This window comes from Photobacterium angustum, assembly GCF_003026365.1.
Classification (GTDB): domain Bacteria; phylum Pseudomonadota; class Gammaproteobacteria; order Enterobacterales; family Vibrionaceae; genus Photobacterium; species Photobacterium angustum.
Genome location: NZ_PYOM01000008.1, coordinates 1 through 13,553 on the forward strand (window position 1 = coordinate 1; position 13,553 = coordinate 13,553).

Annotated in this window: 12 protein-coding genes; 9 read left to right on the forward strand and 3 right to left on the reverse strand. The window is 39.4% G+C overall.

Annotated features, from left to right (window positions below; all coding sequences use genetic code 11):
* The 3 genes from CTN01_RS09510 to CTN01_RS09520 all read right to left on the reverse strand — a co-directional run.
* Positions 1 to 642: DUF4123 domain-containing protein (locus CTN01_RS09510; RefSeq protein WP_211317079.1), on the reverse strand; the 642-nt coding region annotated here is incomplete at its 3' end.
* Complete coding sequence (locus CTN01_RS09515; protein ID WP_107188341.1) at positions 630 to 2,696, reverse strand: type VI secretion system Vgr family protein; 2,067 nt, start codon at positions 2,694 to 2,696, stop codon at positions 630 to 632. The genes CTN01_RS09515 and CTN01_RS09510, both read right to left, overlap by 13 nt.
* A gap of 112 nt (positions 2,697 to 2,808) precedes the next feature.
* A complete protein-coding gene (locus CTN01_RS09520; protein WP_005365509.1) occupies positions 2,809 to 3,327 on the reverse strand; it encodes an Hcp family type VI secretion system effector in 519 nt (172 codons plus the stop codon).
* A gap of 986 nt (positions 3,328 to 4,313) precedes the next feature.
* On the opposite strand from CTN01_RS09520, the gene tssB reads away from it, so the two are divergent.
* From tssB to icmH, 9 genes are read left to right on the forward strand one after another with little or no spacing between them, the layout of a single operon-like run.
* Positions 4,314 to 4,811: a type VI secretion system contractile sheath small subunit gene (gene tssB, locus CTN01_RS09525; protein WP_006644100.1), complete on the forward strand. Its 498-nt coding sequence runs from the start codon at positions 4,314 to 4,316 to the stop codon at positions 4,809 to 4,811.
* Positions 4,812 to 4,848: 37 nt separating this feature from the next.
* Positions 4,849 to 6,318, forward strand: a complete 1,470-nt coding sequence (gene tssC / locus CTN01_RS09530; protein ID WP_045184862.1) for a type VI secretion system contractile sheath large subunit — start codon at positions 4,849 to 4,851, stop codon at positions 6,316 to 6,318.
* 5 nt (positions 6,319 to 6,323) lie between these two features.
* Positions 6,324 to 6,761: a type VI secretion system baseplate subunit TssE gene (gene tssE / locus CTN01_RS09535; RefSeq protein ID WP_045150397.1), complete on the forward strand. Its 438-nt coding sequence runs from the start codon at positions 6,324 to 6,326 to the stop codon at positions 6,759 to 6,761.
* 2 nt (positions 6,762 to 6,763) lie between these two features.
* Positions 6,764 to 8,530, forward strand: coding sequence for a type VI secretion system baseplate subunit TssF (gene tssF, locus CTN01_RS09540; RefSeq protein ID WP_045150396.1), 1,767 nt, complete (start codon positions 6,764 to 6,766; stop codon positions 8,528 to 8,530).
* Positions 8,494 to 9,519 carry a type VI secretion system baseplate subunit TssG gene (gene tssG, locus CTN01_RS09545; RefSeq protein ID WP_006644096.1) on the forward strand — a complete coding sequence of 342 codons (1,026 nt, stop codon included), beginning with the start codon at positions 8,494 to 8,496 and terminating at the stop codon, positions 9,517 to 9,519. The genes tssF and tssG overlap by 37 nt, the downstream gene beginning before the upstream one ends.
* Before the next feature lie 11 nt (positions 9,520 to 9,530).
* Positions 9,531 to 10,925 (forward strand): type VI secretion system-associated FHA domain protein TagH, encoded by a 1,395-nt coding sequence (tagH, locus tag CTN01_RS09550; protein WP_045150395.1) that lies wholly within the window; start codon positions 9,531 to 9,533, stop codon positions 10,923 to 10,925.
* A gap of 4 nt (positions 10,926 to 10,929) precedes the next feature.
* Positions 10,930 to 11,409, forward strand: a complete 480-nt coding sequence (tssJ, locus tag CTN01_RS09555) for a type VI secretion system lipoprotein TssJ (protein WP_244156122.1) — start codon at positions 10,930 to 10,932, stop codon at positions 11,407 to 11,409.
* Positions 11,410 to 12,747, forward strand: coding sequence for a type VI secretion system baseplate subunit TssK (gene tssK / locus CTN01_RS09560; RefSeq protein WP_045150393.1), 1,338 nt, complete (start codon positions 11,410 to 11,412; stop codon positions 12,745 to 12,747).
* Positions 12,747 to 13,544: a type IVB secretion system protein IcmH/DotU gene (gene icmH / locus CTN01_RS09565; protein ID WP_107188339.1), complete on the forward strand. Its 798-nt coding sequence runs from the start codon at positions 12,747 to 12,749 to the stop codon at positions 13,542 to 13,544. The genes tssK and icmH overlap by 1 nt, the downstream gene beginning before the upstream one ends.
* Positions 13,545 to 13,553 lie beyond the last annotated feature (9 nt).

The window sequence follows — 13,553 nt, forward strand, 5'->3', positions numbered from 1 at the left end:
TTTCAATTGCCTTTTTACTAAGCCATTTATTGCCTCCGCACCTTTTAAAATGTCTTTGTTGGTCTTATGTTGCCATGCGGGTAGTAAACTCAACCATGCTCCCCAACGATTAATCATCATAATTTCTACTGTTTTTTTACTGATGTTTATTGGTCTTTTTTCTAGGTTGTATTGTTGAAACTTACAATAACCCCATTGGCTTCTGTTCATTAAAGGAGTGATAACTTGAAAGCCATAAAATATTTCCGGTTGTTCTTCTATTAACGATTTACAGACGCTGGGTGAATAAAATCTCAAATAGGTTGCACCAAGTTCTTCACTGTTCACTTCTAAATAGTGTGATAAGTGCTGTCTTATTTGTTGTAGCGTATGTGTAGAAGCAATAATTACTCCACTGAGTTCTTTAAGAATGTGATTAAGAAGATCATTGTTGAGGTGATTAAGACAAACTAAATATGGGCTTGCCTCCATCACGGAGGAGAAGCGAGTATTAATAAATAGGGCTTCCTTCTCATCACCTTTAGTCAGATCACATAGATTGCTTAAATTCAAATTTTCAATAACGATGTATAGCTTAAAACCACTATTAAGAAGTGTTGGTATGGTGTTTTGAGTTAATGTTTGAGTTGTTATTTCTTGCATAAACATTGCTCTCCACGTTGGCATTGACCATCTGTTTGCAAACCGCAAAGAGGTAAAAGCGGGACATTCGCTTGGCTTGCCATTAAAAGTGCTTCTGAAAAGAGTAAGGGAACTTGTTCTAATTGTGGGGCGGCTTCAACCGCACCCGGTAATAACGGTGATAAACCCCCAAAGCCAGAGCCACTGCCCGCACTGCCACCTGCATTGATGTTGACGGCTGCCCCCGAAATTGAAACGCCAGATGCATCTATTTTGATAAAGCTGCCGCCAGCCTTCAGCGTGATTTCAGCACCCGCTTCAATCACGGCTTTTGAGCCAGCTTTAAGGTGTACTTCATTACCCGCATTTACCAATAATGCTTGGCCTTGTTTCATGTGTAAGTTGCCATCAACAACAAGTGTTTGATCGGCTTTTACATGTGTACGGCTTTCACCGTCGACGGTCAGGTGGTCATGGGTTTTAATGTGGGTGAAGCGTTCATTGTCTACATCCAGGTGTAAATCGTGTTTGATGTCGTCTTTGCGATCGTTTTCCACCAAGGTATTCACGTCTTTTTGCGCGTGAACGTAGATTTCTTCTTTGCCTGCTTGATCTTCAAAGCGCAGCTCGTTATAGCCATCACCTTGGTGCGTTTCTGTACGCAATACCGTGCGGGTTTTATTGGCAGGTAACGGGTAAGGGGGCTTGTTGGTCGCATGGTAAGTACGGCCTGTGATAATCGGTTGGTCTGGGTCACCCTCCAGAAAATCAACAATCACTTCATGACCAACACGGGGTAGTGCGAGCATGCCATATTGGCTACCCGCCCAACCTTGGGAAACACGTATCCAGCAACTCGCATTGTCATCACTGTTACTGTATCTATCCCATGAGAACTGGACTTTTACCCGACCGTATTCATCACAGTAAATCTCTTCGCCTTCAGGGCCTACAACCATCGCAATTTGTGGGCCGTCTACACGAGGCTTAGCCGTGTAGGAGGCTCGCCATGGGCGATGACCGGGTATCACAATAAAATCATTGTTATAGGTTGTTACACCTTGCCCGCCAGCTTCTTCTAATGCCTGTGGTTGCGTGCCCACATGGTTAACCGCCGCCACGAGCCATTCGGCATTGCACTGTTCATCATTATGCTCTTGGAGAGTGAAGTTCACCCCAGCCACTAAGCCATGGATGTTACTTTCACCGTAGGCTGTATTGGCATCACGACGTAATGATTCGAGTCGAAAAGAAGTAAACGGCTTACCGCTGGCATCGTCTTTATAACGCCCTGGGTAATCGTAATGTTCGTAATTGGCTTGCTGGTAATCGGCTTCTTTCGCATTGACCGTTTGTAAGAAGCTATAAGCCGGCTTTTTAAAGCTGTAATCTTTGAGTTGCGCTGATGATGGGCGAATTTGCGTATGGCGAGCAAAGGTGCGCACAAAAGGCATGCCACTTTGCCCACCACTGCGGCTGTTATAAGGCAGTGGTGCCGCCAGTCGAGCGGCACTTTGGGTGTCATCGGAAAAGCGCAGGGTATTCTTTTTATTATCATGGACAAAGCTGTAAAACAGGCCTTCTTCTGCGGCAATGCGGTCGATAAAGGCTAAATCTGTTTCACGGTACTGGACGCAATATTCACGCTGCACGTAATCTCGCGTTAAAACGAAATCAACATCGGTAATCCCTAATTCTTGTAATAGCACCGAGATAATTTCAGGCACCGTTTGTGTTTGAAAGATACGGCTATTGTGGCGCAACGCGAGGCGGGCTGCTGGCGGTACAAATTCCACCTGATACAAGGTGTGGTGATGGCCTGTGTCACCTTGGGTAAAACGTCGAATAATGCCATGCCATTGCTGTTGCTGTTCACCGTCTCGCCAGACCGTGAGCGTGGCCGTGTTATCGACGGTCTCTTGCGGCGTATAGGCAGGGTGACGACTGGCTAAGTCGATGGTAAAGGCGAAAGGTAAAGACAGGCTGTCAGTGCCTGAAAATTGCGTGACGGCGAAGGCTTCCGCATCGAGTCCCTCCACTTCAAATGTAAATTGTAACCCCGTTTTTGTTGCCATACTGACCTCGTGATTAAACCTTTGCTAACGTCGGCCTTGCGGCGTATTTAGCAAAGGCATAAACGAAAAGCAGCCTACACAGTTGTGTAGGCTGATACATAGTTGAGTGCTATTACGCTTCTAGCGGTGCACGCCAGTCATCAGCACCAGATGTGCCAGATACCGTGTGATCCCAGTTAATTGCACGGTAAGCCATTGATACTTCGATAAGCTGAGTGAAGTCTTCTTTTGATGAATCTTGGCAGTGTGGCATGTGGGTGTTGATATCAACAATCGTTGCATCGGTCAGCGTTGTAGTGAAGTAGTGCTCTTGCTTACCTTCAACCGATGTGCGGTACCACTTCAGCTCTACAGACGGTAGCATTTCACCTGATGCCAATGAGTTGTACATCAGAGGCACAGCTTTGTTCAGTGCCACGGTAAATTTAAATGGTTTGTGAACACGTTGACCTGAAGGCTGACCTGATTGTGGGTCTGTAGGAACAGTAACAACGTGCTTGAATTCTTGAACAAGCATTTGGTCTTCGTGACCTTCAACATAGATGTTACCGACAGAATCAGGCGTGAATGCACCCGCTGTAATATTACCCTGAGTTTGGCCTTGGATTGCGATATAACAAGGAGTTGGCATCTTAATATCCTATTTTATGATGGAGTAAATTACACAGCCTATGCTGTGATGACGTGCTGTTAAAGCATGAAGTGTGCCAACTCTTAACTGTATGAAAAGTAATGGTTTTGCATTTTTGTGCTTTCAAATATTGAGCAACATATTGCCCGGTCGGGCAAGATCTTGCTCGATTTGAGCAAGATCTTGCTTGCTTTCGTGATTAAAGAATTTTTATTGGTAATGATTTGTCATCTGAATAAGCAATGATTAAGGGCTTAAAAAAATGGCTAATAAATAAAAAACACGCAATAGAGATGGTTAGTAAAATGTAAATAATAAATTTATTTAACAATCTCTTTTTTTAATGGAGCTTGTTAATAACGAAACGGGCAAGATCTTGCTCGAATGTTAAATGTCAGACATTGCTTCAAACTTATTACTTACATTTTTTTATTAGTGAGAAAGGGCAAAGTATTATTAAAATTATATCCTTTATTCTATTCTGTTATATTAATTAGATCCTATAAATTATTAATAGAATGCAGCACATTTTTATGCTGAAAGTTTTATATTATAGTTTGCTTTTTGGGAGCGGTGTCACGTTATTTTGGTTTTTATTAATTTAATCAATATGTTAAATAAACGGAGTGTTTTAGTCTGGTACTTAGCATTAATGTGCACCTACTGGGCTTAAGGTGTTGAAATTATTTATTTTTATGTTGTGTTTCAATTTGTTAAAAATCTCATTTGTATATATTAATATATGTTAATGCCTCAAAATCTATACACTTTGGCTTGATATGCAACGGCAATTACTATTTAATTTGCTGCGAGCATTATTTGTTGTCTAAAAGCATTTTTGTTGGTTGGAAAATAATATAAGTAATAAAGCACATTTAATTAAAATAACATTTTCATTTTTATAAAATTCATTTTTAATTTGTTAAAGATGTTAAATCTGCTGGTTTATCTATTCGTTGTAAATAATAAAAATAACGGGGTTTAAAATGTCTAAAGAAGGCACCGTCGCACCTAAAGAACGTATTAATATAAAATATGTTCCTCACAAAGGTGATGTTCAATCTGAAGTAGAGCTACCATTAAAAACACTTGTTGTGGGTGAATTTAAAGGTGATGGGGAAGATAAACCTATTGAAGAGCGTAAAGCCGTTTCAGTTGATAAAAATAACTTTGAATCTGTTATGCGTGAAAGTAAATTATCGTTGACAACTTCTGTGAAAAACAAACTTTCAGACGATGATTCTGACTTATCAATTAATCTTTCAATTAAAAGTCTTAATGATTTTTCTCCTGATGCAATCAGTCAACAAGTTCCAGAATTAAAAAAACTGATTGAATTAAGAGAAGCATTAGTTGCTTTAAAAGGGCCACTTGGAAATATTCCAGCATTTCGTTCTCGTCTTCAAGAGCTAATTGAATCTGACGAGTCACGTGAAAAGCTACTTAACGAGTTACAGCTTGTTAGTGGTGAAGGTGAGAAATAGTAATTTTCTTTTGGCTTTAATTTTAAGAGAACGATAAATGTCTTTACAAAAAACACTTGAATCTTCAAGTACAACTGAAAGCAGTTTACTTGATGAAATTATGCTTCAAACACGCATGACTCCGTCCGATGAAGGTTATGATATTGCCAAGAAAGGGGTGGCTGCATTTATTGAAAACTTACTGGGTAATGCTGGTGTAGAACAAGTCAATAAAGGACTTGTTGATCAGATGCTTGTTGAGTTAGACAGTAAGATCAGTGCGCAAATGGATGAAATTTTACACTGTGAAGAGGTTCAAAAGGTTGAATCAGCTTGGCGTAGTGTGAAGATGCTTGTTGATCGTACTGATTTTCGTGAAAACAATAAAATTGAATTATTGCATGCGACTAAAGAAGAGCTTTTAGACGACTTCGAGTTTGCGCCAGAGACGTCTCAATCTGGTTTATACAAGCATGTATATTCGTCTGGATACGGACAATTCGGTGGTGAGCCTATTGGCGCTATCATTGGTAATTACGCATTCACTCCATCATCACCTGATATTAAGCTACTGCAATACATTGGTGCTGTGGGAGCAATGGCTCATGCTCCATTTATCTCAGGTGTAGCACCAGAATTCTTTGGTATCGAATCTTTTGAAGATTTACCAAATATTAAAGATTTAAAAGCAACATTTGACAGCCCTCGCTATATTAAATGGCGACAATTACGTGAATCTGAAGATTCTCGTTACCTTGCATTAACGGCTCCACGTTTTCTTCTTCGTACCCCATACGATCCAGAAGAGAACCCAACTAAAACATTTAATTACCGTGAAAACGTGAGTGATTCACACGAAAGCTACTTATGGGGTAATACCTCTTTTGCTTTGGCTTCACGTTTAACTGATAGCTTTGCTCAATACCGTTGGTGTCCAAATATCATCGGTCCTCAAAGTGGCGGTACTGTTGAAGATTTACCTGTTCATTTATTTGAATCTTTGGGTGAATTACAAGCAAAAATCCCAACAGAAGTGTTAGTGACAGATCGTAAAGAATTTGAATTAGCTGAAGAAGGTTTTATTGCATTAACCATGCGTAAAGGTAGTGATAACGCTGCATTCTTCTCTGCAAACTCAGTTCAGAAACCAAAAGTGTTCCCTAATACGAAAGAAGGGCGCGAAGCTGAAATGAACTTCAAATTAGGTACTCAATTGCCTTATATGATGATCATTAACCGCTTAGCGCACTATGTGAAAGTATTACAACGTGAACAAATTGGTTCTTGGAAAGAGCGTCAAGATCTTGAGCGTGAATTGAACGCATGGATTAAACAATTTGTGGCTGATCAGGAAAACCCACCCGCTGATGTTCGTAGTCGCCGTCCCTTACGTGCTGCGAAAATTGAAGTGCTTGATGTTGAGGGTGATCCAGGTTGGTACCAAGTGGCATTGTCTGTTCGTCCTCACTTTAAATACATGGGCGCAAACTTTGAGTTATCACTAGTTGGTCGTTTAGATCAGGCATAATTTCAATGTCTTATATAGAACTAGAAGATAGGGCTTATGGTGTTAGTCTCTTTGAACGCTTAGAGACTAACGCGCCACGAAAAGTGATGACGAAAGGGCCAGATTCTAAACATGTTTTAAGCTCAATTAAACGCAATGTTGCGCAATTACTTAACACTCGTTTGGGTGAAGCACTATGCGCGCCACATTTAGGATTAATTGATTTTAATGATGCAACTTTAGGTACGCATGATCTGGCATTACAAATTAAGCTGGCAATTCGTCATTGTCTTGAGCGCTACGAGCCACGTTTAGACAAGATTGATATTCAATATGTGCCAAATGATGAAAGTCCATTAAATATTTTCTTTCATATTACAGCATGTATTAATTCAAGAGCACTGCATAACTCGGTGCGTATTGATTTGATGTTGGATAATAGTCGTAAATACAGAGTAATGTAACTTTGTCACAAGAAAAATATTTTAGGGATGAGCTTGCTTTTTTAAAAGAGCAAGGCGTTGCTTTTGCTGAAGTACATCCTCAATTATCTCGTTTTTTACAAGGGAAAAATACAGATCCTGATGTTGAACGATTATTAGAGGGCTTTGCTTTTTTAACGGCTCGTTTGCGTGAAAAAGTTGAAGATGAATTTCCTGAGCTCACACATTCTATAATCAACATGCTTTGGCCTAATTACTTAAGGCCTGTACCAAGCTTTAGTATTGTTCAATTTACACCTATTGAAAAAGCAATAAGTGTTCGTCAAACAATACCAGCCAATACAGATGTTGATAGTGAAGCGGTGTTCGATACTGTTTGTCGGTTTAGAACTTGCCGAAACCTAGATATTTATCCTTTGGAGTTGGTTGATGTTGCGACTACCCATAGCCGGGAGTCGTCAATCATTGATTTAAATTTCGATGTATTAGGCGAACAAGGTTTACCTGATATAGATCTAAAAACGCTGTCATTGTTCTTAGGTGGACATCAGTACAGCGCGCAGATGCTGTATTTATGGCTAAACCATTATTTATCACATATTGAATTAGTGTGTGGTGATAAAACGATATCGATTCCTGCATCACAATTTAAAAGCCGTGGCTTTGATACTGCTGATGCGGTAATGCCATATCCAAAAAATGTTTATGAAGGTTATCGTATTTTACAAGAGTACTTAACGTTTCCAGATGCATTTTTATTTGGTGATTTGGTTAATCTTGATCGTTATATCACACCGGATATGGGTGGAAAGTTTCAATTGAAATTTATTTTTTCAAGAACGCTACCTGCCGATGTTCGCGTACGTAAAGATAGCTTTAAACTATTTTGTACACCGATTATCAATCTATTTACTCATGATTCTGATCCTATCGATTTAACGGGAAAGCGGGCGGAATATCGCATTGCACCATCAAGTCGTCTACCTGCTCATTATGAAATTTTTAGTATTGATCATGTAGAGGGGCGACAAGAGGATCATAAGTTACGTTCAAAGGGGCAAAAGCGTGTTTATACCTCTTTTGAAAGTTTTCAACATGAAATCGAACGTTCCCGCCACCGATTAGCACTCTATTACCGCGCAAGAGTGAGAGAGAGTGTAAGAAATGATGGTTTTGATCATTACATTTCATTTGTTCGTGGGGATGAAACGCTAAATGTCGGAACCAGTGAAGCGATTTCATTGCAGTTAACGTGTACGAATCGACAATTGCCATTGGAGTTAGGGGTCGGTGATATTTGTGTGCAAACAAATAGTTCACCATCTTTTGTGACATTTTCTAACATCACAGAACCAACACAGCCGTTAAGGCCGACGTTAGATGGCAGCTTGTTGTGGACATTGATTTCAAATTTATCGCTTAACTATCTTTCATTGCTTTCGAAAGATGCACTGTGTTCTGTACTTCGAGCATATGACTTTAGAGCACTTGTCGATAGACAAGCTGAACGTGTTGCTAAACAAAGACTTGATGGGATCGTAAAAATTACATCTAAGCCGATTGAACGGATCATCAAAGGATTACCTGTTCGAGGTTTACTGTCTGAGTTAGTGCTTAACGAAGAAGCGTTCAGCTCTGAAGGGGATTTATATTTGTTTGGAAGTGTGTTGAGTCGCTTCTTTTCTTTATATGCAAGTATCAATTCATTTCATGAGCTTATTGTAATTAACAGTGTCAATCAGGAACGATATTCATGGGGAACGCAGACGGGTCTACAGCCTTTGATATAGATCTTGATTGTGACCATCTTGCATCCGATCAATTAGCAATATTAGAGCAACAAGTTCGGTCTTATGACTTTTATCAATTAGTAGAGCTTTTACAGCGCTTAGCTGATGAAGATCCTGAAACCGAAGGTTGGGAAACGCATTGTCGTTTACTGTTTAAAGCCAATCCGAGTTTAGGGTTTGCTGCGAGTGATATTTCAAAATTAGAGATGTTGGAGCAAGGTGGTTTCTGTTTAGAAACGACGTTCTTTGGATTAAATGGTGCTCAATCGCCATTACCTGGCTTTTTATTAGAAGAAATAGCATCTGAGAGTGAAACGGGGTTAAGACGACATTTTCTCGATTTCTTTAATAACCGACTATTGGCGTTGGTATATCGAATTTGGCGTAAATACCGTTATTACATTCGGTTTAAAGAAAATGCCAGTGATGTCTTCTCTTCTCAGTTATTTGCTTTAGTCGGTTTGGCTGATGAAGACCTTCGTGGTGAAACTGCAATTAACTGGGGGAAAATGCTCTCATACGCCGGCACATTAGCTGGTAGAAGTCGTTCCCCACAAATTGTTGCAGGTATCATTTCGCATTGTTTTGATTTGGATAACGTTGTTATTCGTCAGTGGGTAGAGCGAAAAGTAGACATACCAAATCATCAACGAATGTGTCTTGGAAATGCAAACTGTGAGTTAGGTGAAAGTACGATTATTGGCTCGACTGTTCGTGATTGTACGGGAAAATTTGTTATTGAGATTAAAGATCTTACTCAATCACGATTCAATGATTTTTTACCATCAGGTAAAGAGTACCAGCCGTTTTGTAAGCTGGTCGAATTTATTCTTCGTGAGCAAATGGCATTTGACCTGGAGTTAGAACTTAAAGAAGACGAAGTACCTTCATTGCAATTGATACAAGGCTCAACGCTGTCGCTAGGTTGGTCTTCTTTCTTAGGTGAGACGAATAACAACCGTAAAGTTTGTATACAAGTTCGTCAGTAAAGGGGCTAAAAATGGCGGAACAACAACGACTAAAGTTAAAAGTTACTAATACTCGGTTCTTAGAACCGGGTTTGTCGGCAACGAAAGAATTTTCATCTGCTGGTGGCACGATTGGTTCTAGTTCATCGAGTTTTTGGCACCTAGCTGATAGAGACGGAGTTTTGGAACCGGTTCACTGTCAGATCACACTGATTGATGGCTGTTTTTGTATCACTGATATTTCGAATCAAACCTATATCAATGGTGCTTCAATGCCGATTGGTTGGCAAAAGCATGCACGTTTAAATGAAAATGATGTTATTTCAATTGGTCCTTATTTAATTCGTGTTTCTATCGGTGAAGCATGCACTGAAAATGATAAAGACATTGAAGAGATGCTATCTAAATCAACTGATATTGATTTATTTGGCGATGAGTTGGATGTCACTACCAAAGAACAAAAAGCGAATGTCGATGATCCATTATTAGCACTCGATCAACTCAAACATAAAGCAGAAGTGGAATCGTTAATCACACGAAATAAACCAGCAGCATCTCTTAATAATACACAGTCATTAATTTCTGAATGTGATTCGTGGATCGGTGACGTCCAGACAATACAAGCAGATACTGAAAATGACACAACATCTGCTATTACATTAAGCGGTTTTAAATCTACGTTGAATGCTGATGAAAAATCATCGGGATACATAGCGACAACTCTAAATAGCAAGGAACTAAAAATGGACGATAACACGCTGGATCTACTTGAAGAAGAAATGGGACGAGGTTTTTCTGGTTCGAATAATCATTCGATGGTAGCAACAGATGAAAACCATTTATTAACGGGTCCGCTATTTCGTGGTTTAGGTGTTAGAACGAATAACAGTGATGATTTAGCTGAAATGCAAATGCTATCTGAAGAGATGGGGGCATCATTACAAGCCGCAGTTAAAGGGTTAATAGAACTTCATCAACAAGTTAACACCAGTCGATATGGTGTGATGAATAAGAACTTACAACCTATTGAAGATAACCCGTTACGACTTGGTTTAAATTATGACGAAACGGTACAGGTTATGTTTGATAGCCAACGTAGCCTTGTTCACTTATCTGCACCAGCAGCCATTGAAGAAAGTCTTCGAACAGTTAAAGATCATAATGATGCTGTACATACTGCAATTAGCGAAGCACTGAATCAAATTATTCAAGCCTTTTCACCTGAAGTGTTGATGCGTAGATTTTTACGTTATCGTCGTCCTGGCCAATCGGTTGGTGAATCACCAGAAGCATGGGCTTGGGAAATGTATCAAAGTTATCATAAGGAATTGACTTCAAATCGTCAGCATGGATTTGAAAAGTTATTCTGGGAGATCTTTGATCAATCTTACGATAAGAACCTGCGTGATAAACAACAAGAGGTGTAGCAGGATGAAATCGTCGTCTTTGTTCCATATGGTTTTTATTTTTGCCTTAACGTTGATGGGTTGTAGCTCTAAATATGATCCGGCATCAGAGCCAAGTACGATAACAATCAGCATGGTGAGTACCGATTCAATAAATACGAATGGGAATAATGAAGCCTCACCTGTTGAATTAAAAGTTTTCGAACTTGAAGATGACTCTATGTTTAATTCAGCATCTTATGATCAGCTAGCTTTTGAATATAAAAAAGCACTAAAGAGTAATTATGTTGATGTTTATGATTATGTAGTGCTACCGAATAAATTTAAGTTCGTCGAAGAAATTAAATTAGATGAAGACACGCGTTATATCGGTGTGATGGCTTTATTTTCTGATAGCGATAATAGTGATTGGAAAAAGTCTGTAAAAGTAAAAACGTTAGGTCGTGATTATCACTTACTTATTTATTTAAAAGATAATCAAGTTGTGCTAGATAGGGTTGAGTAGATGTCATCAAAAAACCGAGTAATATGGAATGAAGGTTTATTTATTAAACCTCAACACTTTCAACAACAGCAGCGCTATTTTGAAAGCATCATTGATGAAAGGCTTAATTCTGTAAGTCTCTATTTATATGGAATAACAGAATTAAGCTTAAATTTGGAATACCTAAGTTTTGGTCGCATCGCCATTGAGCGTGCGGCTGGTATTATGCCTGACGGCACACCTTTTAATATTCCTCAGCAAGACATGTTGCCTGATGCGTTGGAAGTTACTGATAGTTCATTAGCCAATCAAATTATTTATTTAGCGATCCCTTTACGTAGTGATTCACTAGCGGAAGTTAGTTGGAATGAGACTGCGGGTGGTATGACACGTTATAAATCTAAACGTGAAGAAGTTAGAGATATCCAATCCATTCAAGGTGACAGCTGCTTAATGGACGTCGGCTCAACAAGTGTTCGCCTATTGCTTGGTAAGGATGACCGAAGTGCTTACGCGTCTATTGCTATTGCACGAATTTTAGAAAAACGTCCTGATGGCAGTGTGATGTTGGACGACAACTTTATTCCTTGCCATTTAAATGTGAAAGCAGTACCTCGATTACAGCGCTTTGTCGGTGAAATGGCAGGTTTAATGAGAGAGCGAGCAAAAAATATTGCATTACGTTTAGGCTCTCCTAATCAAGGTGGCGTTGCCGATGTGGCAGATTTCATGTTACTTCAGATGCTTAATCGCATGCAGCCAAGGCTTCAGCATATCGCGCATTTACGTAGTATTCATCCTGAAGAGTTATATCAGGAACTCACTTCATTTTGTGGTGAACTAGCCACTTTTACAGATGAAAGTCGTATGACGCCAGAGTTTGCAAGTTATAACCATGACATGCCTGAGCACGCATTTATGCCTGTTATGTCTATGTTACGACAGGCATTGAGTATTGTTCTTGAGCCTCGTGCAGTATCTATTCAATTGCAGAAAAGAAAATACGGTCTCATGGTGGCATCGATTCAGGACACTAACTTGGTTACTGATGCTGAGTTTATCTTGGCTGTACGTGCTCGTATTCCGCAGGAAGAGTTACGTAAGTTATTTATGCACCAAACAAAAATTGCGTCTGTTGAAAAGATTCGTGAACTTATTTCATTGCAGTTACCTGGTATTCCATTGTCGCCATTGCCTGTGGCTCCACGTCAATTACCTTACCACGCTGGATACACGTACTTTAAATTGGACAAGACGAGCCAAGCTTGGCTGATGCTTAATAATTCAAGTGGTTTTGCATTCCATGTTGCAGGTGATTTCCCTGAACTTGATCTTCAATTTTGGGCAATCAGGAGCTAATGATGATGGATCATACTATTCAAAAGAAAGGCCGTATACGCGACACGCACTATGATGATTTACTGTATGACAATGTAGAAAATACAAATCTTGATCAGGACTTTTGGTTCCAATTACGCGGTAGCAATATTAATTTATTGATTGATGCAGCAACGCCGATAATGGGCATGACGTCACGCATTCGTAGTTTAAGTAGCTGCGATAATATTGAAGAAATTTATCATCAAGTTGTTGAAGAAATTAAAGCGATAGAGGTAGAGCTTACCGAAGCAGGTTATGATCATGCTGTGATTCTAGCTTATCGCTATGTTCTCTGCTCCTTTATCGATGAAGCGGTAATGAGTACTTCTTGGGGAGCGGATAGCATATGGGCTGAACATTCATTGCTGACTCGTTTTCATAATGAAACATGGGGTGGAGAAAAAGTTTTCTCGATCTTATCTCGATTAATGACTGAGCCTGAACGTTATCATGATTTATTGATGTTTATTTATCTTTGTTTAATGCAAGGATTTAAAGGTCGATATAAGGTGATGAATAATGGTCAAGAAGCGTTTGATAAAGTCGTTTCAAATCTTTATGAAACGTTAAGAAGAATAGATAAAGAACCGAAACCGTTAACTACCGCAACAAAACATGTTGCACAAAAAAAATATAAGTTAACAAGACAGATTCCTCTTTGGGCTGTATTTACAGGTTTTGGGCTATCTTGGGTTGCTATTTATATCGCGTATTCAATCTTACTTAATAATAAATCTTTAGATGTTTTAACACAGCTTAATCACATTCTTCAATAGGACTTCATT

Bases quoted from the DNA above. Each gene is read 5' to 3' on its own strand.
- CTN01_RS09515 (WP_107188341.1), bottom strand. From the start codon at position 2,696: ATGGCAACAAAAACGGGGTTACAATTTACATTTGAAGTGGAGGGACTC.
- CTN01_RS09520 (WP_005365509.1), bottom strand. From the start codon at position 3,327: ATGCCAACTCCTTGTTATATCGCAATCCAAGGCCAAACTCAGGGTAAT.
- tssB (WP_006644100.1), top strand. From the start codon at position 4,314: ATGTCTAAAGAAGGCACCGTCGCACCTAAAGAACGTATTAATATAAAA.
- tssC (WP_045184862.1), top strand. From the start codon at position 4,849: ATGTCTTTACAAAAAACACTTGAATCTTCAAGTACAACTGAAAGCAGT.
- tssE (WP_045150397.1), top strand. From the start codon at position 6,324: ATGTCTTATATAGAACTAGAAGATAGGGCTTATGGTGTTAGTCTCTTT.
- tssG (WP_006644096.1), top strand. From the start codon at position 8,494: ATGGGGAACGCAGACGGGTCTACAGCCTTTGATATAGATCTTGATTGT.
- tagH (WP_045150395.1), top strand. From the start codon at position 9,531: ATGGCGGAACAACAACGACTAAAGTTAAAAGTTACTAATACTCGGTTC.
- tssJ (WP_244156122.1), top strand. From the start codon at position 10,930: ATGAAATCGTCGTCTTTGTTCCATATGGTTTTTATTTTTGCCTTAACG.
- tssK (WP_045150393.1), top strand. From the start codon at position 11,410: ATGTCATCAAAAAACCGAGTAATATGGAATGAAGGTTTATTTATTAAA.
- icmH (WP_107188339.1), top strand. From the start codon at position 12,747: ATGATGATGGATCATACTATTCAAAAGAAAGGCCGTATACGCGACACG.